The organism is Paenibacillus sp. HW567 (assembly GCF_000374185.1).
Lineage (GTDB): Bacteria > Bacillota > Bacilli > Paenibacillales > Paenibacillaceae > Paenibacillus_AQ.
The window spans coordinates 5445104-5466353 of record NZ_KB910518.1 but is presented as its reverse complement, the minus strand read 5'-3'; the positions used below and the strand labels follow the sequence as shown (position 1 = coordinate 5466353).

Below are 21250 nucleotides of genomic sequence, written 5' to 3'. Positions count from 1 at the left end.
AAATTAACATTATTTTCTCGCTGAGCAGGGGAAGTTTCGAGAGCCGAAGGGCGCTTGGAGCTTCCCCTGTTTGCTCTGTGCCGCCGCCCGGAAGTATACTTGATCGCGTAACCGGGCTGGCAGCGTGTATAATATGCAGTAAACTTAAGCAGACGGGGCAGAGCGATGAATATTGAGATTACGGGTAAGGGTCTAAAAAAGGATGAAGTACACTTTGGGACAGACTTTGGCGAAGGCAAAGGAATCTGGTGCGGAACTCCCGTGAAGCCGGGCGACCAGTGTACGGCGGAGTTCGAGCTTCCCGCCTTGCTCATGCGCTGGGTCGATATTGTTCCGGTAAGCGGAGGCGGGTATGGCATACGGACCGAAGGGAACGATGTTATTCTGACCGGAGTGCTGGAGAATATTGAGGAAGACGGAACCGGCTGCCTGCGTCTGGGTGAAGATTCGATCATGCTTGAATGCCTCGGCGAACCGATGGCACTGGGCGGTTTCGTGGAGATCAGGGCGAAAGAAATCCGTATGTACCCCGCACTCTAGCCCGAATAAATTCCCAGGCGGCATAGCCACTCTTGGCTAAATAAGCTAAGATAAACATTAAACAAGAAGTAAGCTATGAGGAGCAGAGGTTCAATGAACAGCGAAATTCAGCAATTCAAGACGGAATTTTTCAAGGCGCTGGCTCATCCGATGCGGATTCGTATTCTGGAGCTGCTGAGTGAAGGCGAGAAGAATGTGAACGAGCTGCAGGCGATTCTGGGGTCCGAAGGGTCTGCCGTATCCCAGCAGCTAGCCGTGCTCCGCGCCAAAAATGTGGTAGCGAGTGTAAAAGAAGGCACGACGGTAATCTACTCGCTGCGTGATCCCCTGATCAAAGACCTGCTGGCGGTAGCCAAACAAATATTCGACAACCATCTGGTGAATGCCATCTCCCTTCTGGAGGGTATCCGCAGCGAATAACCCCGGGTCTCCCGGGGCGGATTACCCGTTGACAAGAGCGGTTTGCAGGAGTAATGTTGCTCTTATATTCAAATAATCAGATATTTAGAGAAAAGAAGGTTAAAGGATGATAGGGTGGGGCCGTTTCAAAGGCTACAATATTGCTGCGCTGCGCAAGGATCTGATTTCAGGGTTAATCGTCGGCGTTATTGCCATCCCGCTGGGGATGGCATTTGCTATTGCTTCGGGCGTAAAGCCGGAGTACGGAATTTATACAACCATAGTTGCAGGGATTCTGATTTCCTTGTTCGGCGGTTCAAAGTTTCAGATCGGCGGACCTACGGGTGCGTTTATTCCTATTTTGTTCGCCATTGCCATGCAGTACGGCTACGAAAATCTGCTGCTTGCCGGAATGATGGCAGGAGTCATTCTGGTTATTATGGGGCTGCTTCGGCTGGGAGTGCTGATCAAGTTCATCCCGAAGCCCGTAACCATCGGGTTTACAGCGGGAATAGCCGTCATTATTTTCACCGGGCAAATTGCGAACTTTCTCGGCCTGAAGGGTATAAAGCGGCATGAGAGCTTTGTGGATAATATGAAGGAGATTGGCCTGCATATCTCAACCATTAATTTGTACAGTGTTCTGACGGCTGTAATTTGTCTGGCTGTTCTTGTGCTGGGAATGCGTTTGGCGCCGAGAGTGCCGGGAGCACTGGTTGGGCTGCTCTGTGCAACAATTATTGCGGCACTGTTCTTCAGCGGTAAGGTGACCACAATCGGCTCTGCCTATGGAGACATCCCCAATACGCTGCCGAGCTTCCACTTCCCGGTTATTAGCTGGGAGAGAATTAGGCTGCTGATTCGTCCAGCCTTTGTTATCGCCATGCTGGGTGCGATTGAGTCGCTGCTGTCCGCTGTTGTTGCCGACGGAATGTCGGGCAGCCGCCACGACAGCAACCGCGAGCTGATCGGGCAGGGGGTTGCCAATATTGCCGCTCCGCTGTTCGGCGGGATTCCGGCTACCGGAGCGATTGCCAGAACCGCTACCAACATTAAGAGCGGAGCCGTGTCCCCGTTGTCGGGTGTGATTCACGGCGTTGTGGTCTTTCTGATTCTTTTGTTGTTCGCCCCGTATGCGTCAAGCATTCCGCTGGCTGCAATGGCGCCCATCCTGATGGTGGTGGCCTGGAATATGAGCGAACGCAAGGAATTTCTCCATCTGCTCAAGCTGAAGACCGGGGATTCCCTGGTGCTGTTCATTACTTTTCTGCTGACGGTCTTTGCCGATTTGACGCTGGCGGTAGAGGTTGGCCTTGTGCTGGCGGTGGTGCTGTTCGTCAAACGGATGGGCGAGGTTCATATGGTGTCCAAGGTGCTGCCTGATCCTTCTTCTGTAAAGGTGGAGGCGCATATGGTCACGGATAGCCACGATTGTCCGCAGATTGGTATTTATAGTGTGGAGGGGCCGCTTTTCTTCGGGGCTGCTTACCGTTTCGATGATACGATGCCGGGTCTTGGACCCGACCAGCCGAAGGTAATCTTGCTGCGCATGGGCAAGGTGCCTTTTATTGATACTACCGGCGAAGCCAATCTGGCGGGGCTGGTGAAGAAGCTGCAGGAGGATGGCGGGCAACTGATGATTTCCGGCATTCAATCCCAGCCGCTGGAGCTGCTCAAGAAGACCGGGCTGTATGACCGGATCGGGGAGACGCAATTCTATGCGCGTACGGGAGAAGCGATCAATGATGCGCTGAAGATGATTAATTACAATAAATGTCTGGGCTGCCGGCATGCGGCCTTCCGGGAATGCGCAGCGTTCTCCGGGCTGGAGGAAGTCGCTGGACGCAGCGCGTTCAAAGGCCGCACGCCTGCGGTGGCCCGTAAACTGACCGGAGAGATATAGACAACGGAAGCTTTGCAGCCATTGATTTCTTTTAAACATTAGCATTTACTATAGCAGCAGCAATCTTAAGCCCGGGCGCTCAGTCGTCAGGGCTTTTATTTTGTCATAACAATACATGTAATATTTGTACAAGGCACGTAAATATTTGTACAATTACAAGAAGCCTGTACCGAATTCTTACGGATAAGGAGATTATACACTTATGAAGGAATTGAACTATTCCAGAGTAGTTCTGCTTTTGGCGGGACTGACTCTGGCAACGCTCGCGGTCTACAGCGTAGTGTCTCAGCGGACGGATGACTATTTCGAGTTCTTGATCTGGAATCTGTTTCTGGCCTGGCTTCCGTTTGTATTCTCTATGGCGGCCCATGAGCTGGATAAGAGGAAGATCGGCGGACTGCTGGTGTTTCCGCTTGGCATAGCCTGGCTGCTGTTTTTTCCGAACGCGCCTTACATTATGACCGATCTGGTGCATTTGATGATGCGCAAAAATTTGTATTTTGTAGGAGGAATCGTTCAAAGCCGCTTCTGGTATGATCTGGTCATGCTGCTGCTGTTCACCTGGAGCGGCTGGCTGACGGGCTTCTTCTCCCTCTATCAGTTCCAAGCGGTCATTTACCGCAAAAGCAACCTGCTGCTCTCCTGGGTCTTCGTGCTGTCCGCCTGTGCACTGGGGGGCTATGGTGTATTGCTTGGCCGGGTCTACCGGCTGAATAGCTGGGATGTGCTCACCGACCGGCATCAGCTATATCAGCTCGTTATGGATAGCCTGAACCGGCAGTCTGTCTTCTTCAGCCTGTTCGTTGCCTGTGTGCTGCTCGCGATTTATGCGACGATGTATTGCCTGCTGAATGTGCTGGGCAAAGGGGGCGGACGCGCCTATTCCGGGGGCGGAAGAAGATAATCTTCATCTGGCCCGGGGTGGTGCAGGTAGCGCTGTAGATCAATCACGCCCTTGTCATCAAAAACGATTCCCTCGCTCAGCAAAAATAGCTGCTGCAGTGAGCTGGATTCATCATCGGTCAGGGCGATTCTCCCCTCAGCATTCACGACTCTGTGCCACGGCAGCTTGTATTTGCGGCTCATGGAATGGAGAATGCGGACGACCTGTCTGGCCCCCCGGGGACTTCCTGCTGCGCGGGCAATGCCTCCGTAGGTCATGACGCTGCCTTCGGGAATTGAACGGATAACGGAGATAACCTTTTCTGTAAATGGTGTCATTAACGGGCTCCTTTGGCTAAGAGAAGCAGTATTTTCATTGCAACTACAGCTTATATAGCTGAATTATATCAGAAGTTCCCGTGCTATTATGGATCAAGATTACTATATAAGTCGAACTAAAGAAAATATAGAAAGGGCCGAAGTGACGGAGGGGAAGTTTGGAACTGGAGGAGCGAACGCGTCCGCCTTTGTATTCAGATGTTATCCGCTAAGCGATATAATAAAAAACATCTGAATACAACAGCGGCCGGAAGTCCAAACATTCTCCGCAGTTACGACCAGACCCCAATATGAAAATCTATAGTTCAATTTACAGGCAGCAAGGAGACGATGATTATGATTCTGGAAGCAGCCATGCTTCAGGTGAAGCCGGGGCTTGCCGGCCAGTTTGAACAGAGCTTTAAAGAAGCGTCCGTGCTGATTGCCTCTATTGAGGGGTATTTAGGCCATGAGCTGCAGCATTGTCTTGAGGATGACCATAAATACCTGCTGCTGGTAAAATGGCGCAATCTTGAGGATCACACTGTAGGGTTCAGAGAATCCGGCCAATATCAGGAATGGAAGGCGCTTTTGCATCATTATTACAGCCCGTTCCCGGTAGTGGAGCATTTCGCTCGTATCAATCTGGAGTAGATGGGGGAAGAAGCGTGCAGGGAAAAAAGGTTGGAGAAGGCAGAACCGCAGAGGTGTGGGAGCATGGAACCGGAGCGATTCTGAAGCTTTACCGGGATAATATTCCCGGGCATCACGTGGAACATGAATATGAAATCAGTAAATATGTGCATGGGCATAATGTCCAGACTCCGCAGCCCATGGAGCTTATTACATCAGAGGGCCGCAAAGGCATTGTATTCCAGCAGATTCATGGCCGGTCAATGCTGAAGCTGATCAGCGAGAAGCCGTGGAGGCTTGGCGGGTATGCCCGGCGGATGGCGGCACTTCACTATAAGCTGCATAAGCTTGAAGGCCCGGAAGGATTGGGACGGCAGAAGGAAGCTCTGCACAAAACCATTATCGCCGCGCCCATGCTCACGCTGGAGGAGAAAACGGCTGTGCTGGGCGAGCTGGAGAAGCTCCCTGAGGGAGAGCGGCTGCTGCATGGTGATTTCCACCCCGACAATGTGCTTATGGGCGAGCAAGTCTGGGTCATCGACTGGATGACCGGAATGTCCGGCAATCCTGCCGGGGATGCGGCACGAACCGTGGTGATGCTCAGTATGGGAGCCGTCCCGCCGGGGGCATCCTGGTTAACCAGGGTGTTGTTGGCTTTTATGAGGCAGAGGCTTACTAAAGGATATATTCGGGAGTACCTCAGATTATCGGGCGGCTCCTACGCCGAAATTAATGCCTGGGTGCTTCCGGTAGCGGCGGCAAGGCTGGTAGAAGGAATTCCGACTGCTGAAAAAGAGCAGCTTGTCCGTGAAATCCGCAGACGTCTGAGTTCTATATCGACCCTTTAATGGGGTTAAGGAAAGAAGGTGTGCTATGAATACCTATATTGCGCTGCTGAAGGGCATCAACGTTGGCGGCAACAAAATCATCAAAATGCAGGCGCTGAAGGCCATGTTCGAGTCGCTCGGATATGACCGGGTCCGAACCTATATCCAGAGCGGGAATGTAGTGTTTGAGAGCGGGGAAACAGGTAGCGCGCTGCTTGCGGATACGATTCGTGCGAAGATTATCGAAACGTTCGGGTTCGATGCTTCCGTGCTGATCCGCACTCTGGAGGAGCTGGAAGCGGTGATCGCAGGCAATCCGTTTGAGCTTTTTGAGGAAGAGGAATATAAGCGGCTGTATGTTTCTTTTCTGGAAAAAGAGCCTTCGGCGCAGGCGCTGGAGCAGCTTCGCCCTTATGCGGATGGCGCGGACAAGCTTCGTGTGGTTGGCAGAGAAATGTACACCCTGTATGAGGTGAGTGTAAGTAAATCCCCGCTGTTCAAGGTTCCGCTGGAGAAGCTGCTGGGCACGTCCATCACCGCTCGCAACTGGAATACGGTGAATAAACTGGCCGCGCTGGGCCGCAGTGAACAGGAGACTGCTGCACGCACCTGAGGCACCCGGAGCAGGTCTTGAAGCAAGCCCCGCTTTGTGGGGCTTTTTTGGCGTGCCCGCATCCTCCAGGTTAATCCGGGTTTCAGCAAACATTCAGCTTGATTTCATTATGGGTTAAGGTACGGGTGCAATAATACACCTAAGTAAAGCTGAACCGGGGGGAATAGCACTGCCGGAATAGATGGATGGGAGTGGAGTGGAGATGAAACTGATTAAAAAGCTGGGTTCCGATGTTGTACTGCTTGCCATCCTGCTGCTTGCAGCATTTCTGTACGGGTATGGAATCTGGAATGATCATTATGTTAACACGTACTATACAACGGCGGTAGGGAGCATGCTGCAGAGCTTCCACAATTTCTTCTTCGCCTCGCTGGACTCGGCAGGCTCGGTAACGGTCGATAAGCCGCCAGTCACCTTCTGGCTTCAGACCCTCAGCGCTCTGATCTTCGGACTGCATGGCTGGAGCGTTATTCTGCCGCAGGCGCTGGGCGGTGTTGGCTCGGTCCTGCTGGTGTATCTGCTGGTGAAGCCGACTTTTGGAAGAACAGCAGCGCGGTTGGCCGCACTTGCAATGGCCTCGACTCCGGTAGCTGCCGCTGTCAGCAGAACGAACAATATTGATGCGATGCTGGTATTTACACTGCTGCTGGCAGCTTGGTTTCTGTTCAAGGGAACAAAGAGCAGCAAAATTGGCAGTCTGCTTGCCGCATTTGCACTTATTGGCGTAGGTTTCAACGAAAAAATGCTTCAGGCCTACATGGTATTGCCTGCATTTTACCTCTTTTATATTCTGGCAGCGAAGGTGAACTGGAAGAAAAAAACCGGGGTGCTGGCAGCCTGCACGGCAGTGCTGCTAGTGGTCTCCCTGTCCTGGGCGGTGATCGTGGATTCGATCCCGGCCAGCAAACGCCCTTATATGGGCAGCAGCGGCACCAACTCTGTACTGAATTTGGCTTTTGGCTATAACGGGGTATCGCGTTTGACCGGTGACCGCAGCACGGGCGGCAGCGGCGGCGGTTTCCCTGGCGGCGGCGGGGGCATGTTCGGCGGCGGTGAAATGCCGGCATGGAACCGCGGCGAGATGCCGGCTATGAATGGTGCCGGCGGTCAAGGGATGATGAACGGCGGTGGCGGTCAGGGTGCTGACGGCGGCCAAGGCAATGGTACAGACAGCCAAGGTACTGGCGGCAGCCAAACGGGCAATGGCGGTCAGCCGCCGGGGCAGGCTCCAGGCGGAATGGATGACGGCTCAACCGGCCGCGGACAGACCGCAGGTGACGGCGGAACGCAGGGCCAGGCCCAAGGCGGGCGAATGGACAGAGAGGGCCGCGACTCCGGCAGAGGCCAGGGCGGCCAGTTCAATGGCGGGCCAGGCGGGATGAACCGCGGCGGCGGAATGTTCAATACAGGTACCGCAGGTCCGCTGCGCTTGTTCCAATCGGCGTTGTCCGGTCAAGCTAGCTGGCTGCTGCCCTTCCTGCTGTTCGGCTGCATTGGGATTTTTGCCAGCCTGCGCAGAAGGAACTTTACACAGAAGCATAAAGAAGCGCTGTTCTGGCTGGCCTGGCTGGTGCCGGTTATGGGATTCTTCAGCATCGCCGGATTTTTCCACCAGTACTATCTCATTATGATGGCTCCGCCGATTGCAGCGCTGGCCGGTGCAGGGTGGCTGCAACTCTGGACCTATTATAAGGAACGTTCAACCTGGCTGTCCTGGCTGCTCCCGGCGGCAACGCTGTCAACGGCTGTGTTCCAGTGGTACATTATTCATCCGTACGACGATAAGATTGGAAGCGGCTGGTCCATCGGTGTGCTTGCGGCGGGAATTGCAGTCTCCCTGCTGCTGCTCATCCTTCGGATACTGCAAGGCAAAGAGAAGCCGCTAATTCATGTGGCGGCTGTGCTTGGGTTGCTGGTGCTGCTGATCGGACCTACGTACTGGGCGTTTACGCCGATAACGTACGGCCTGAACAGCATGACCCCGGCGGCCGGCCCGGACAGCGACAGTGGTTTTGGCGGCATGGGCGGCGGTGGCGGCAGAAATAACACCACGGGTGTCAATGAGAATCTGCTGTCCTACCTGAAGGAGCATAATACAGGCGAGAAGTATCTGTTCGCGGCGATGGATTACGGAACGGCAGGCCCGTATATCATCGACAAAGGCGAATCGGTAGTCATTCTTAACGGGTTCAACGGTTCGGATGTGCCGTACACCACCGATACATTGAAGGCGCTGGTGGCCAGCGGCAAAGTGAAATATTTCCTCGTCACTACCGGCGGCATGGGCGGCGGCGGCGGACGCGGCGGCAATTCAGAAATTACCAGTTGGATTACGGAGAACGGGACAGTGGTTCCGACCGCAGATTGGCAGGGAACAGAGACAGGTGTCAATGGCGGAACCTTGTATGAGGTTACGGTGAAATAGGATGTCGCTTAGCAGGCTGTATATGAAGCGCGCTGCAGAAGCTTTTGCGGCAGGCGCGCTTCAATATTTATATTTAAGGAGGAGCTGCTCATGAGCACCAGCGTGCGCTATTCCGTAGTCATACCAATGTATAACGAAGAGGCGGTTATTCAGGAGACCTACCGGCGGATTAAGAAGGTGATGGGAACGACAGGGGAGCCCTATGAACTGCTCTTCGTTAACGACGGCAGCACCGACAACTGTGCGCAGATGATTGAGGAGTACAGCTATTGGGATGAGAGCGTGAAGCTGATCGACCTGTCCCGCAACTTCGGTCACCAGATTGCCATCACCGCGGGTATGGATTATTCGCTGGGGGATGCGGTGGTCATTATCGACGCCGATCTGCAGGACCCGCCGGAGCTGATTTTGGATATGATCGAAGAGTGGAAAAAAGGCTATGAGGTCGTGTACGCCAAACGCATCAAGCGAAACGGAGAATCCCTGTTCAAAAAATGGACCGCAAGCGCCTTTTACCGGGTGCTGCGCTATTCCACGGACATCTCGATTCCTGTGGATACCGGCGACTTCCGCCTGATTGACCGCAAGGTGTGCGAGGAACTGAAACGTCTGCCGGAGAAAAACCGCTTTGTGCGCGGCCTGGTGAGCTGGGTAGGCTTCCGCCAGAAGGCGATCGAATATGAACGTGATGAACGGCTGGCCGGAGAGACCAAATATCCGCTGAAACGCATGATTAAGCTGTCGCTGGACGGCATTACCTCTTTCTCCTATAAACCGCTGAAGCTGGCAGGATACCTGGGAGGATTGTTGTCCGCAGCCGGGTTTGTGTACCTTATGTATGTGTTGTACCTGGTGCTGTTCACGGACTCTGCTGTTAAGGGCTGGGCGTCCATGATCGGCATTACGCTGACCTTCAACGGATTCGTGCTGATCATGCTGGGGATTCTGGGTGAATATGTCGGCCGGATCTATGACGAGACCAAGCGGCGTCCGCTCTATATCGTTCAGGAATTCTACAGCGGCAAGAAACAGCAGAATGTGACTGAGCAGAGAGTTGCGCAGCTAAATAAATAACAGGCAAGGGAGTGGTCCATTATGAAAATTAGAAAAGCTGTCATTCCCGCCGCCGGACTGGGTACGCGATTCCTGCCCGCCACCAAAGCCCAGCCGAAGGAGATGCTGCCCATCGTCGACAAGCCGGCGATCCAGTATATTGTGGAGGAGGCGGTCCGCTCCGGCATTGAGAGCATTATTATTGTGACCGGCCGCAACAAGAAGTCTATTGAGGATCATTTTGACAAGTCGGTGGAGCTGGAGCAGACCTTGCTGGACAAAGGGAAAATGGACTTGCTCCGCGAGGTGCAGGGAATCAGCGCGCTGGCCAGCATCCACTACATCCGGCAAAAAGAGCCGCTCGGCCTTGGCCACGCCATCCTGTGCGCGGAGCAGTTCATCGGGGATGAGCCGTTTGCCGTGCTGCTTGGCGATGACATCATGGTCTCCCAGCCTCCGGCGCTCTCGCAAATGATGAAGCTGTACGAGCAGTCGGAGCAGACGATTGTCGGTGTACAGCAGGTGCCGGAATCAGAGGTAGGCAAGTATGGCATTATCGCCTCCGGCGGCTCCGTGAAAGGGGTACATGTGGTGAACGGATTGGTGGAAAAACCTGCACCGCAGGCTGCGCCTTCGACGAACGCCATCATGGGACGTTATATCCTGAAGCCCTCGATCTTCTCAGTGCTGAGCAGGCTGGAGCGGGGGGCCGGAGGCGAATACCAGTTGACCGATGCACTGCATGAGGTGTGCCGCAGCGAAGGATTGCTGGCGCTTGATCTGCAAGGCAAGCGTTATGATATCGGCGACAAATTCGGCTATATCCAGGCCACGCTGGAGATGGGCCTGCAGCGTGAAGAATTGCGGCCCTTGCTGCTGCCGTACCTGCGCGAGCTGCTTGGGAGCCTTAGCAACGGCGCGGAAGCGCAGGCGGTGCTGCAGGGTCCAGGCGCAAGCAGCCGGAGGAGCTGATGGACGGACACGGACAACTGACATCTAACCGCATAAGGCGGTTTCAGAGGAGCATAGCGGGCAGCCGGTAATCCTCTGGAACGGCCTTATGTGCCGTCTGGGAGAAGTTTGTTTTCCTGCTGTCCCGTGGCTACCCGCCGCCGCCCTGCTTCTTACCTTTGCTGGAGAAAGTTAATTGTATTTCCTGCAGCTATCTGGTGCGGAAATGTCTGATTGCAGAGCTTAGCTGCACTTCGTACAATTAAAAATCAGGAGTGAGGGCATTGTAGCGGAAATCAGCAAATATAAGTGTACGAACTGCAACTAAATCATTGTTAAGCGAAAAAAGTGAGGTTATAAGTGTACAAAATACAACTATCTTCCCAACCTTCTCTTAGCTGCTATATCATGCCGGATCAGCGAATTATTCTGCGTGCGGAACGAACAAAAGGCCAACCCGAAAGGTTGGCCTGCTGATGCGAACCTGCTGCCCACCGGCAGAGGCTCATTGTGAGCGCAGCCTAAGCCTTCAGCACATCATGATCGACGTATCTAGCACCGTTCAGCTCGCTAATGACATTAACGGCGACCTTCGCACCGTCTCCGGCGGTAATAATGGCGTGTACGCTTACTCCGGCTACCGTTCCTGCCGCCCAGATGCCCTCGACGTTGGTTTTGCCTTGCGCATTAACCGCTACAACCGTTTTGATTCTCGGTTCGGTGCCGTCCTTGGTTTCCACACCGGCTTGGGCGGCCAGGTCGGTCAGCACGCCTGTGGCGAGAATGACATGCTTCGCTTCATAAGTGGCGCCGCTCTCAGTCTCGATGACGAAGCCTTCGCCTTTTGCGGCCAGGTTCACCGCTTGATCAGCCACCAGCTCCGCACCAAATTTGACCGCTTGCTTATGACCGGTTTCCACTAGATCAGGACCGCCAATTTCCGTGATGCCGTAGTAATTCTCGTACCACCCTCTGCGTGTCATACCTTTGTCATTGTCGATCAGCAGCGTTTTTTTGCCCGCCTTTGCGGCGAACAGGGCTGCGCTTGCACCGGCAGGGCCGGCTCCGATTACGGCGATTTCATACATAAGATCAACCTCCTGTAGACTAAAAGTTGGGATAAGCGCTATCCATCCATTCGGTTACTATTATAACGTTAATTACAGCTCAATAGCTAATGAAGCAGGCAGGGAAGGGTAACCTTGAAGGCCGTGCCTTCCCCGGGAACGCTCTCCACACGGATATCCCCGCTGTGCGCCTCTACAATTGATTTCGTAATGGACAGACCAAGGCCTGAGCCGCCGTATTTGCGCGTGCGCGAGGAATCGCTGCGGTAGAACCTGTCAAAGACATGAGGGATATGCTCAGCCGTGATCCCTGAGCCATTATCTCTTACAACCAGCTCGGCTTCCGTGCGGCGGGCATGCAGCGAGATATGTATGGTTCCTGTCTCTGCATCGGTATGCTGCACCGCATTGTGGAATAAGTTAAGAATAACCTGCTTCAGCTTGTCGGGGTCATACATTCCGCGGATGCCAAAGGATATATCGAAAGTCACCTTGCGTTTGCCGGAGAGCAGCAGAAGCTGGGGCTGCATCTCTGTGATAACCTCCCCCAGCAGCAGGTTTTTGACGTTAAGCTGCGGCGCTCCGTCCATACGGGCCAGCAGCAGCAAATCCTCAACCAGCTTATTGATGCGTTTGGACTCGCCATGCATGCTGTTCAGTGCGCTGTAGAGCTGATCTTTGTTATCTGCCGCCCCGCGCAGCAGCACCTCCAGAAATCCGTGAATGGAAGTCAGCGGCGTTCTCAACTCATGGGAAGCATCGGCGGCGAAACGGCGCATTTGCTCCTTGGCTTCACGTTCATTGTGAAAAGAAATCTCCAGCCGCTCCAGCATTCCATTAAACGAACTGGACAGCTTATCTATCTCCGACTGTCCCTGATTCACCGGGAAACGCTCGTTCAGATTGCCCGCGTCGATGATCTGTGCGGCTTCGCCCATCTTGGATAAGGGAATCAGCGTCTTCCGCAGCGCGGGCAGATACAGCAGCAGTCCAGCCAGCAAGGCCACCACCGACAATGCGGCAAAAATCAGGAGCTGCTGCATGATCACATCCCGCAGAGGCCCCGTTTCGACACTCATCTGCAGCAGCATCTTGGCTTCTCCCGGTTTGCCGAGATTCATGAATACGGCGAGGTGCTCTTTCCCGTCTGCCGCTGTAATGAGCCTGTACTTGCCGGACGCCTTGTCTGTGGTGTGCTTCAGCAGCTCATTGTATTCCGCATTTGATAATCTGGGGGCGATGGAATCAGACAGCGTTTCCTCCTGGAAATCCTTGAAAGTACCGTCCGCGCTGTAAATCGCGAGGGTCGTATGGGCATCCAGCAGAAGCGGGCGTCTGTTCCCGTTGTTCCGTAGGCTGCCAGGGTTTATGTTCTCGCTTCCGGGGGCTTCGCCACCGTTCAGACCGCTGCCTAAAGGCGGCGGCCCGGGAGTGAGCGTATTCGGAGTACTGTTGTCTGCTGCAAACGAATTGAAAAACAATTCACGCGGTACAGAGCGGATCTGGGTCTCCATTGAGTCCGCTCTGTTGTTGTAAATAAAATCCCGCATCAGCACATATTGCAGCACTCCGATCAGGAGGAGCAGCCCCGAGAGGATCAGCAGGGAAATGGCCAGCAGTTGCTTGCGCAGGGAACGCGGCGCCGGAAATTTGCCGAAGAGGCCTTTGGCGCGGGCAATCATATCAGATCCACACGATAGCCCGCCCCGCGCAGCGTGCGGATAATCCGGTGCTCCTTATCGCCGAGCTTCTCGCGGAGGGAGCGGATGTAGACCTCGACGATATTCTCCTCGCCCCCGAAGTCGTAGCCCCATACCTTGTCCAGAATCATCGGTTTGCTGAGCACCAGGCCGTGATTGATCACCAGATATTGCAGCAGCTCATATTCGGTAGGCGACAGCTCCAGCACCTCGTCCTTGTGGCGGATTTCCTTGCGCCGTCCGTCAATCCGGAAGGGGCCACAGCGCACTTCTCCGAGCAGTCCCGGGAACTGGTTGCGCAGCCGTGCCTGAATCCGGGCCAGCAGCTCGTCGAAGCTGAACGGCTTCACCATATAGTCGTCGGCTCCGATGGACAGTCCTTTGACGCGGTCATCCACCTCGTCTTTTGCGGTAAGCATAATCACGGCAATTTCCGTTTCTTCCGAGCGGAGGTACCGGCATACCTCGAATCCGTCCATGCCCGGCATCATCACATCAAGAATAGCCACATGCGGCTTGAATTCAGCAGCAACCGCAATTGCGCTGACTCCGTCCGGCGCGGTTCTTACTTCAAATCCCTCATTGATCAGGCCCAGCTCCAGGAACTGGAGAATATGAGGCTCGTCATCGACGAGCAGCAGTCTAACACCTTGGGCAGCCTTCATTGTTTGTTCCTCCAAATGGGTAATAGTTAGCTACATTATGACATACCACGTTGAATGTTTGCTGAAGATGTTTGGTAGTGAAGGGATAGGGAGCGGAGGGGGGAGGTAAAGTAAATTAATGTATCAACTCGCTGGAATACCGGGACAAGTCTATACGCGGGAGCGGATTTATTAATCCTGTTCGAGGAATAATTATGCTGGAGATTATGGGCGCACGGCAACTCCGAACCCCCTGAAGAACTTCAACATAAAATCGAAAAACGATTTCTCAGTATCCGTAAACACCTTGCCGGCCGGCCAGGATAAGTATATGGTACGCATACACAGCGGTTCGCTGATGTGGACCAGCTTGATGTCGTCGGTGACTACCCGGTTCCACAGAATTGAAGGGATAAAGGATATACCAAGCCCGGTCTGAATTAAGCCCCTTACCGTGGCCGGATCATCGCTCTCAAAGACGATATCCGGTTCATACGGGAGATGTGCGAAAAAGAGGTCTGTCGTCCGCCGCAGCGCATTCCCGTTGGTCAGGCTGATGAATTTTTCACGCTCCAGATCCTGCAGTGCTACGGTGCTCAGCGAGCTCAGCGGGTGAGTCACGGGAACCCCGAGAACGATTTCTTCCTCCAGCAAAACGACCTGTTCATTGCCCTCCAGAGTCTCCGACGTTATCGCAAAATCATAAGCCAACCCCTTCTTGTTCTGGCCAGGATGTTGGCTCAGGTTGAAGCGGATATGAGGGTAGCTGTCGCGAAATTGCCGGACAATGTCCGGCAGCAGCATAGAACCCACAGCGATGAAAAGGATAATAACCTCCATTTTCTCCTGCTTCAATTCCTTAACCTCCGTCAACCCCTGCTCCAGTGCGTAAAGCGCCTGATCCACCCGCTTGAGAAACTTTTTGCCGCATACATTCAGCGTGATGTGCTTGCCTTCCCTGTCGAACAGCTTTACGCCCAGTTCAGTCTCCAGATTGCGGATCATTTTGCTGAGCGCGGGTTGGGAAATGAACAGTTCTTTGGCGGCTTTAGTTACGTTCTCATGTTTTGCAATGACTTGAAGGTACTTTAACTGTAGCAGATCCAAAGAGACCGACTCCCTTAATATAACCTTGAGGTTATTAAAAATATGTAGATATAGCTATTTTACAATATTACTGCTGCTCTATACAATTGGGATGTGAACGAGTTCGAGTCTGCTAAAGGGGGTATGATTCTGAAGATCGTATTTATGTTCCCAGGTCAGGGATCTCAGACTCCGGGTATGCTGCAGGATGTGCCTGAGCTTGTGAAAAAAGCAACAAGTATTCTACAGACGGAGATGCATGATGACGAAGAAGCGCTGAAATCAACCGTCTGGATACAGATGGCTTTGTTTCTGAAGGAGCTGACTGTAGCCCAGCAGTTGATGGAGCGGGGCATTACTCCGCAATTCGTGGCGGGGCATTCAATCGGTGCTTACCCGGCTGCAGTCATCTCTGGAGTTCTATCGTTCGAGGATGCGCTGAAGATCGTTTGGCAGCGGGCAAATTTGATGGAAACTGCGTATAACAAGGGATATGGGATGGGTGTCGTAATCGGGCTAACGAAAAATGAAGTTCAGCGAGCCATCGACCGCGCTCATCGCGAGGAAGCGCCTGTATATCTCTCCAATATTAATGCGGAGCAACAAATTGCTGTATCGGGTTCATTGGAAGGTATACAGCTAGCATTCAGGTTTGCCACAGAAATGGGGGCGGCCAAGACAAGGCTATTGAAGGTACCTATTCCTTCGCACTCTCCGCTGATGTCCGGTATTTCTCGGGAATTATCAGAGATAATCTCCAAAGTACCTTTGAGAAATGCGCTAATTCCGTACCTGTCCAACCACAGGGGACGGATACTCAGAGATAAGGATAAGATTGCGGAGGATTTGGCGCTTAATGTTGCCTATCCTGTGCGATGGAACGATATGGCCGGTGTTTGCGTCGAAGCTGGAGCCGACTGTTTTGTAGAAATGCCTCCAGGCAAAACGCTAACCCATCTGGTCCAGCAATCTCATCCGGAGATCCGCCGGATTTCCGTCTGTGAAGTTGGAGTGGAGGCGGCGTTATATTTAATCCAAAAATGGAAGGGGCAAGAAGAATGAACAAAGTGCAACGTTCCTGGTCGCAAAAACGCGACCATAAACTTGAAAAACTAAATAAAGTTCAACAATGGCTGGAAGGAAAATACGTCGATGCCTCACGTATTGTTGAAGTAATGGAGGTACTGCTTGAACCGGGAGCCAGAGTGGTTTTGGAGGGGGACAACCAGAAACAGGCATCCTTCCTGTCGCAGAAACTGCTGGAAGTCGATCCGGGCAAGGTACACAACCTGCACATGATTATGTCGAGCATCTCCAGACCCGAGCATCTGGATATCTTTGAACGCGGAATAGCCGGCAAACTTGATTTTTCCTATTGCGGCTCCCAGAGCTTGCGTGTTGCGCAAATGATTGAGGACGGAACGCTGAAGCTCGGTGATATTCATACGTACCTGGAACTGTTTGGACGTTTGTTCGTCGATCTTATTCCGGATGTGGTGCTGGTTGCTGCCGATAAAGCTGACCGCGAAGGCAACCTGTATACCGGTTTTAATACAGAAGAGACACCGACAATCGTAGAAGCCGCCGCGTTCAAGGATGGCATTGTCATTGTACAGGTCAATGAAATCGTGGATGTGTTGCCGAGAACGGACATTCCGGCATCCTGGGTGGATGTCATTGTGCAGGCCGACAAGCCTTATGCGCTAGAAGCGTTGTTTACCCGAGATCCGCAAAACATTACAGAGCTGCAAATCCTGATGGGAATGATGGCGATTAAGGGGATTTACGGCAAACACCAGGTACAGTCTCTGAATCATGGCATCGGCTTTAATACAGCCGCAATCGAACTGCTGTTGCCGACCTATGGCGAACAGCTTGGGCTGAAAGGCAAGATTGCCAAGCACTGGGTGCTGAATCCGCATCCGACGCTGATTCCGGCAATTGAAACCGGCTGGGTAGAGAGCATTCACAGCTTCGGCGGCGAAGTGGGAATGGAAAAGTATATTTCGGCACGAAGTGACGTATTCTTCGTCGGAAAAGACGGCAATATGCGCTCTAACCGGGCGATGGGCCAGGTAGCCGGTCAATTCGCCGTGGATATGTTCATCGGATCAACGCTGCAGATGGACCCGCTCGGCAATTCTTCTACCGTGACTGCCGGCCGTCTATCCGGCTTCGGTGGAGCGCCGAACATGGGGCATGATCCCCGTGGACGCCGGCATGCTACGCCGGCCTGGCTGGACATGATCGAACATCCGCATGAGCTGTCCAAAGGCCAGAAGCTGGTTGTGCAGATGATCGAGACGTACGGTGCCAACAAAAAGCCGGTCTTTGTGGAATCGCTGGATGCGATTAAGGTGAAGGAGGAGTCTGGACTTGCCGTTACTCCGATCATGATCTATGGAGACGATGTTACTCATGTCGTTACCGAAGAAGGTATTGCTTACCTATATAAAACAGACAGTATTGAAGAAAGAAAGCAGGCGCTGGCAGCCGTTGCCGGAGTTACTCCGCTCGGTATGGAGAGCAAAGAAAGCGATGTGACCGTACTCCGCGACAGAGGAATTGTGGCGCTGCCTGAGGATCTCGGCATTATGCGCAGACAAGCTAAGCGTTCCCTGCTTGCGGCCCAGACCATCAATGATCTGGTGGACTGGTCTGATGGATTATATCAGCCGCCGGCCAAATTCCGGACCTGGTCCTAAGTTATGCTTACCGCAGCCAGTACGACGTTCGGGGCCGACTTGGCCGCCAAAGCTGTGCAGGCGCTTGTGGACGAGGCGCTGCTAACACCTAAGCCGGGACTGGTCGATACCAGGGACAGCGGCTCCCATAGCGATATGTCCATCGGGCTGATGATTAAATCGGCCCGGGCCTTAGAAGAGACGTTTCAACGAATCGCCGATGCCTCGTATCTTCATCCGGTCGATCAGTCCCTGCGTGAGAAGATCGCCTCAATCGGACGCGAGGGGGAGCAGCAGATGTTCTCCGCCACGAATGGAGTGAATACACACAAAGGGGCGATCTGGGCACTGGGTCTGCTGACCAGTGCGCGTGCGGCCTGTCCCGGAGAATGTGATCCGCACCGCATCATGAGCACCGCCGGTCAAATTGCCTCATTTGAAGACCGCTACCAGCCATCTGCACCTACCAATGGCCAGGCAGTACAGCGGAAATACAAAGTGATGGGGGCGGCCGAGGAAGCTAAGCTGGGTTTTCCGCATATCAGGGAAGCCGCATTGCCAGCCTTGCTCCGGGCCAGAGCCGGTGGGAAAGCAGAGGATGAAGCGCGGATTGAGGCGCTGCTGGCTCTGATGTCCAAGGTGGAGGATACCTGTATTCTGCACCGCGGGAGCTTGGAAGATCTGGCGGCAATTCAGCGGATGGCCGGTGCTTGTCTCAGTGCGGACGGCTTCCGCTCGCAGACAGGTCGAAAGCTCTTTTACCGTCTGTCCGAATATTGCACCACTAGACGCCTCTCACCCGGAGGCAGTGCTGATCTGCTCGCCGCTACATTATTTCTTGTGCATTGAACTTTACCTTGGAGGTGTTCCCAGAAATGGAGAAACTGCAATTTCAATATAAAACGGATAAGCCGATTGAGAGACCGGTGCATATCGGTGTTGTCGGATCAGGAGATCTGGAGATTATTATGGAGCCGTTGGAAGGCGGTGTGACCACAGTTAGCCTTCTTACCGGAAGCGATGGCTTCGGACAGGTATGGGACAACGTACTGGGCCGCTTCTTCACACGTTATCAGATTACGGCTCATGTAACAGTACATGACTTCGGTGCGACTCCGGGGGTTGTTGCTTTAAGATTTGCCCAAGTTTTGGAGGTGCTTAATTATGCAGAATAGTTTTGTTGAGCTGAACGGACGCGAACGTGCCAAAGCACTGCTTGATCAAGGAACGTTTCGCGAGCTGCTAGGCCCGCTGGACAACATACAATCTCCGCATTTGGAACCGCAGGGCATTGTCCCGCAAAGTGATGACGGCATTGTACTGGCACTTGGAACGATCCGTGGCCAGAAGGTGTTGATCATCTCGATGGAGGGCGCCTTTCAGGGCGGAGGCATCGGGGAAGTCAGCGGTGCCAAAATTTCCGGTGCATTGGAGCTTGCCGTGGAAGAGAACCAACAGGGCCATACGCTTTATCCAGTCATGATCTTCGATACCGGTGGTGTCAGACTGCAGGAAGCGAATTATGGACTGCTGTCAATCTCGGAAATCTGCACGCAAATCGTGGCGCTCCGCAAGTATGTTCCAGTGGTTGGGCTGATACCTGGACGCGTCGGTGCCTTCGGGGGGATGTCCATTACAGCAGAGTTGTTCACAACCCTGATTGCTACCAAGAAAGCACGGCTTGGTCTTAACGGGCCGGAGGTTATTGAGCAGGAAGCCGGCGTGATGGAATTTGACTCCAGTGACAAGGCGCTTATCTGGAACACGATTGGCGTTAATCAGCGCTTTGCGACGGGATTGGTGGACGAGGTCGTGGAAGACACGACGGAAGCTGTAATTGATGCGGTCAGTACGGCGTTTGCTGCACCGGCCAAACCGGCTAAAACCGAACAAGTTGATTTTCACCTGAGCTTGCTCGCGAAGCTGGATACCCAGGGTGAATGGACACCTGAGCGTTACCGGGAATTTTATAGCCAGCATACATCCACTCCGCAGTCTGTTTCATTAGCACAGGAGGGTAAGGCGGATATTGCCGACAGCCGGGGCTACCACTGGTTCTCACTGCTGACAGGCATTGTTCATCCAGTCAGTGAAGTGCCTTCGGTACTGGCCGCTGATGTTACAAAGAACGGCGTACTCACCAGGGTCATCTCTGTCGTGCCGGATGCCCGCAGTCGCTTCCAGCGCGCCCGTAAAGGGGAGGTTGGTCTTCTGGAAGGCTGGACACTTGCGCAAATCGTGCGTGATGCCATCAAGCAGGATGAGCACAAGGAAGTGAAACGCCCAATTATCGCCGTAATCGACGTGCCGAGCCAGGCTTATGGCTACAAAGAAGAGATGGTCGGTATCAGCCTGGCGCTTGCCGCCAGTGCCGACGCTTACGCTACAGCCAGACTGCAGGGCCATCCCGTCATCGGTGTCATTGTTGGCAATGCAATCTCCGGTGCTTTCCTGGCTCATGGCTTGCAGTCCAACCGCCTGATTGCATTGAATGATGACAAGATCAACATTCAGGCGATGTCGAAAGCCTCCGCGGCCCGGATTACCAAGCGGACGATTGCAGAGCTGGAAGAGGCAACGAAGAAAGTCCCGGCCATGGCATACGACGTGAACAGTTACAGCACGCTGGGACCTCTATACCGTCTGCTGTCCGACATTGAAGCGGACGCACCGAAAGCCGCTGATGTGGCCGCAGTCGAACGGGCCATTGCCGAAGCTATTTCTTCAACCGTGGGAGCAAAGCGTGATCTTAGCTTCCGCCTGCAAACGCAGGAAGCCTTGGCCGGCGGTCGTAAAGCCACGCTCAAGGTGCGTGAGGTATTACGGCAGCAGTGGTAATCCGGCCGCATGACCTGATTGAGGTGTCCGATTTGTCCTATCTTGTAATGGATGAAGAAAGGGAGTGGGTCACCACTTCACTGCTACGTACTCCCTTTGTTGTCGTCCGGCGTGCGGAACGGTATCAAGACGGCAGCGTTCCAGTGGGGATTCGGGGAGCCCAGCGAAATCAGCGGGAGCCTGCCTTCCTTGCCCCGCAAGGCATCGGGCGCATTATCTCGCCGTATGAGATTGCCGAGAACAGGATGTGGAAGGTGGTGCCTGCGGAAAGACAGGCCTTGCCTGTTCTTCGGATCATGGATCAGGTTGCAGAGCTGATGACGAACTGGCGTTGGGGACCGACCGGCAGTGCCGGTTTTGAACTGGTAACGGGTACTCCGTCGCTGAAGGAAACCAGCGATCTTGATCTTGTTATTGATTGGGAGTGCCATTTCAATTTCGAAACGGCAGCCAATCTTTTGTACGAGTTTGATCAACTGGAAGCGCGGATCGACATTCAAGTCGAGTGCGCGGAAGGAGCCTATATTTTGCGTGAAATCATCGACAGCCGGGCTGAAACAGTAGTGCTGCGGACGCCTCTGGGGCCGAAGCTGGTCCGGAGCCCTTGGCGGTGATATGAGCTTTTATCCAAGGTGAGGGGGAGAGCACGATCGTTTAGCTGAGAGATTAATCGGCAAACGGTTATGT

Annotated in this window: 21 protein-coding genes; 16 read left to right on the top strand and 5 right to left on the bottom strand. The window is 53.7% G+C overall.

Annotated features, from left to right (window positions below; genetic code table 11):
• The first annotated feature begins 165 nt into the window (after positions 1-165).
• The 4 genes from B212_RS0124250 to B212_RS0124235 all read left to right on the top strand — a co-directional run bounded on the left by B212_RS0124250 (position 166) and on the right by B212_RS0124235 (position 3746).
• Positions 166-540 (top strand): hypothetical protein, encoded by a 375-nt coding sequence (locus tag B212_RS0124250; protein WP_019913777.1) that lies wholly within the window; start codon positions 166-168, stop codon positions 538-540.
• A gap of 93 nt (positions 541-633) precedes the next feature.
• Positions 634-960, top strand: a complete 327-nt coding sequence (locus tag B212_RS0124245; RefSeq protein ID WP_019913776.1) for an ArsR/SmtB family transcription factor — start codon at positions 634-636, stop codon at positions 958-960.
• 106 nt (positions 961-1066) lie between these two features.
• Positions 1067-2842 carry a SulP family inorganic anion transporter gene (locus B212_RS0124240; RefSeq protein WP_019913775.1) on the top strand — a complete coding sequence of 592 codons (1776 nt, stop codon included), beginning with the start codon at positions 1067-1069 and terminating at the stop codon, positions 2840-2842.
• Positions 2843-3044: 202 nt separating this feature from the next.
• Entirely contained in the window at positions 3045-3746 is a 702-nt protein-coding gene (locus B212_RS0124235) for a DUF1361 domain-containing protein (protein WP_019913774.1), read from the top strand.
• Here the strand turns inward: B212_RS0124235 and B212_RS0124230 are convergent.
• The gene (locus B212_RS0124230; protein WP_019913773.1) at positions 3722-4063 is read right to left on the bottom strand and encodes an MGMT family protein; all 342 of its coding nucleotides are present in this window, start codon (positions 4061-4063) and stop codon (positions 3722-3724) included. The genes B212_RS0124235 and B212_RS0124230 overlap by 25 nt on opposite strands.
• 336 nt (positions 4064-4399) lie before the next feature.
• Here B212_RS0124230 and B212_RS0124225 point away from each other — a divergent pair, with 336 nt between their 5' ends.
• The 6 genes from B212_RS0124225 (at position 4400) to galU (ending at position 10565) form a co-directional block, all read left to right on the top strand.
• Positions 4400-4696 (top strand): antibiotic biosynthesis monooxygenase family protein, encoded by a 297-nt coding sequence (locus tag B212_RS0124225; protein WP_019913772.1) that lies wholly within the window; start codon positions 4400-4402, stop codon positions 4694-4696.
• Positions 4697-4710: 14 nt separating this feature from the next.
• Positions 4711-5523: a phosphotransferase family protein gene (locus B212_RS0124220; protein WP_019913771.1), complete on the top strand. Its 813-nt coding sequence runs from the start codon at positions 4711-4713 to the stop codon at positions 5521-5523.
• A gap of 25 nt (positions 5524-5548) precedes the next feature.
• Complete coding sequence (locus B212_RS0124215; RefSeq protein ID WP_019913770.1) at positions 5549-6115, top strand: DUF1697 domain-containing protein; 567 nt, start codon at positions 5549-5551, stop codon at positions 6113-6115.
• Between the two features lie 202 nt (positions 6116-6317).
• Positions 6318-8540, top strand: coding sequence for an ArnT family glycosyltransferase (locus B212_RS0124210; RefSeq protein ID WP_019913769.1), 2223 nt, complete (start codon positions 6318-6320; stop codon positions 8538-8540).
• Between the two features lie 90 nt (positions 8541-8630).
• Positions 8631-9614, top strand: coding sequence for a glycosyltransferase family 2 protein (locus tag B212_RS0124205; protein ID WP_019913768.1), 984 nt, complete (start codon positions 8631-8633; stop codon positions 9612-9614).
• 21 nt (positions 9615-9635) lie between these two features.
• The gene (galU, locus tag B212_RS0124200; protein WP_019913767.1) at positions 9636-10565 is read left to right on the top strand and encodes a UTP--glucose-1-phosphate uridylyltransferase GalU; all 930 of its coding nucleotides are present in this window, start codon (positions 9636-9638) and stop codon (positions 10563-10565) included.
• A gap of 500 nt (positions 10566-11065) precedes the next feature.
• Here galU and B212_RS0124195 read toward each other — a convergent pair whose 3' ends face one another.
• The 4 genes from B212_RS0124195 to B212_RS0124180 form a co-directional block, all read right to left on the bottom strand.
• Positions 11066-11632, bottom strand: coding sequence for an FAD-dependent oxidoreductase (locus tag B212_RS0124195; RefSeq protein WP_019913766.1), 567 nt, complete (start codon positions 11630-11632; stop codon positions 11066-11068).
• A gap of 86 nt (positions 11633-11718) precedes the next feature.
• The gene (locus B212_RS0124190) at positions 11719-13293 is read right to left on the bottom strand and encodes a sensor histidine kinase (RefSeq protein ID WP_019913764.1); all 1575 of its coding nucleotides are present in this window, start codon (positions 13291-13293) and stop codon (positions 11719-11721) included.
• A complete protein-coding gene (locus B212_RS0124185) occupies positions 13290-13976 on the bottom strand; it encodes a response regulator transcription factor (protein WP_019913763.1) in 687 nt (228 codons plus the stop codon). Before B212_RS0124185 ends, B212_RS0124190 begins: the two co-directional genes overlap by 4 nt.
• 204 nt (positions 13977-14180) lie before the next feature.
• A complete protein-coding gene (locus tag B212_RS0124180) occupies positions 14181-15062 on the bottom strand; it encodes a LysR family transcriptional regulator (RefSeq protein ID WP_019913762.1) in 882 nt (293 codons plus the stop codon).
• A 123-nt stretch (positions 15063-15185) separates the two neighbouring features.
• Here B212_RS0124180 and B212_RS0124175 point away from each other — a divergent pair, with 123 nt between their 5' ends.
• From B212_RS0124175 to B212_RS0124150, 6 genes are read left to right on the top strand one after another with little or no spacing between them, the layout of a single operon-like run.
• A complete protein-coding gene (locus B212_RS0124175; protein WP_019913761.1) occupies positions 15186-16103 on the top strand; it encodes an ACP S-malonyltransferase in 918 nt (305 codons plus the stop codon).
• A complete protein-coding gene (mdcA, locus tag B212_RS0124170; RefSeq protein WP_019913760.1) occupies positions 16100-17746 on the top strand; it encodes a malonate decarboxylase subunit alpha in 1647 nt (548 codons plus the stop codon). The genes B212_RS0124175 and mdcA overlap by 4 nt, the downstream gene beginning before the upstream one ends.
• Positions 17747-17749: 3 nt before the next feature.
• Positions 17750-18574: a triphosphoribosyl-dephospho-CoA synthase gene (locus B212_RS0124165; RefSeq protein ID WP_028531026.1), complete on the top strand. Its 825-nt coding sequence runs from the start codon at positions 17750-17752 to the stop codon at positions 18572-18574.
• Between the two features lie 26 nt (positions 18575-18600).
• Entirely contained in the window at positions 18601-18900 is a 300-nt protein-coding gene (locus B212_RS0124160; RefSeq protein WP_019913758.1) for a malonate decarboxylase subunit delta, read from the top strand.
• On the top strand, positions 18890-20563 hold the full coding sequence (gene mdcD, locus B212_RS0124155) for a biotin-independent malonate decarboxylase subunit beta (RefSeq protein ID WP_019913757.1): 1674 nt from the start codon (positions 18890-18892) through the stop codon (positions 20561-20563). Before B212_RS0124160 ends, mdcD begins: the two co-directional genes overlap by 11 nt.
• Positions 20557-21177, top strand: a complete 621-nt coding sequence (locus tag B212_RS0124150; protein ID WP_019913756.1) for a malonate decarboxylase holo-ACP synthase — start codon at positions 20557-20559, stop codon at positions 21175-21177. The genes mdcD and B212_RS0124150 overlap by 7 nt, the downstream gene beginning before the upstream one ends.
• Positions 21178-21250: the final 73 nt, after the last annotated feature.

Excerpts from the sequence above, each read along its gene's own strand:
- B212_RS0124250 (WP_019913777.1), top strand. The coding sequence starts at position 166 with ATGAATATTGAGATTACGGGTAAGGGTCTAAAAAAGGATGAAGTACAC.
- B212_RS0124245 (WP_019913776.1), top strand. The coding sequence starts at position 634 with ATGAACAGCGAAATTCAGCAATTCAAGACGGAATTTTTCAAGGCGCTG.
- B212_RS0124240 (WP_019913775.1), top strand. The coding sequence starts at position 1,067 with ATGATAGGGTGGGGCCGTTTCAAAGGCTACAATATTGCTGCGCTGCGC.
- B212_RS0124235 (WP_019913774.1), top strand. The coding sequence starts at position 3,045 with ATGAAGGAATTGAACTATTCCAGAGTAGTTCTGCTTTTGGCGGGACTG.
- B212_RS0124230 (WP_019913773.1), bottom strand. The coding sequence starts at position 4,063 with ATGACACCATTTACAGAAAAGGTTATCTCCGTTATCCGTTCAATTCCC.
- B212_RS0124225 (WP_019913772.1), top strand. The coding sequence starts at position 4,400 with ATGATTCTGGAAGCAGCCATGCTTCAGGTGAAGCCGGGGCTTGCCGGC.
- B212_RS0124215 (WP_019913770.1), top strand. The coding sequence starts at position 5,549 with ATGAATACCTATATTGCGCTGCTGAAGGGCATCAACGTTGGCGGCAAC.
- B212_RS0124210 (WP_019913769.1), top strand. The coding sequence starts at position 6,318 with ATGAAACTGATTAAAAAGCTGGGTTCCGATGTTGTACTGCTTGCCATC.
- B212_RS0124205 (WP_019913768.1), top strand. The coding sequence starts at position 8,631 with ATGAGCACCAGCGTGCGCTATTCCGTAGTCATACCAATGTATAACGAA.
- galU (WP_019913767.1), top strand. The coding sequence starts at position 9,636 with ATGAAAATTAGAAAAGCTGTCATTCCCGCCGCCGGACTGGGTACGCGA.
- B212_RS0124195 (WP_019913766.1), bottom strand. The coding sequence starts at position 11,632 with ATGTATGAAATCGCCGTAATCGGAGCCGGCCCTGCCGGTGCAAGCGCA.
- B212_RS0124190 (WP_019913764.1), bottom strand. The coding sequence starts at position 13,293 with ATGATTGCCCGCGCCAAAGGCCTCTTCGGCAAATTTCCGGCGCCGCGT.
- B212_RS0124185 (WP_019913763.1), bottom strand. The coding sequence starts at position 13,976 with ATGAAGGCTGCCCAAGGTGTTAGACTGCTGCTCGTCGATGACGAGCCT.
- B212_RS0124175 (WP_019913761.1), top strand. The coding sequence starts at position 15,186 with ATGATTCTGAAGATCGTATTTATGTTCCCAGGTCAGGGATCTCAGACT.
- mdcA (WP_019913760.1), top strand. The coding sequence starts at position 16,100 with ATGAACAAAGTGCAACGTTCCTGGTCGCAAAAACGCGACCATAAACTT.
- B212_RS0124165 (WP_028531026.1), top strand. The coding sequence starts at position 17,750 with ATGCTTACCGCAGCCAGTACGACGTTCGGGGCCGACTTGGCCGCCAAA.
- B212_RS0124160 (WP_019913758.1), top strand. The coding sequence starts at position 18,601 with ATGGAGAAACTGCAATTTCAATATAAAACGGATAAGCCGATTGAGAGA.
- mdcD (WP_019913757.1), top strand. The coding sequence starts at position 18,890 with ATGCAGAATAGTTTTGTTGAGCTGAACGGACGCGAACGTGCCAAAGCA.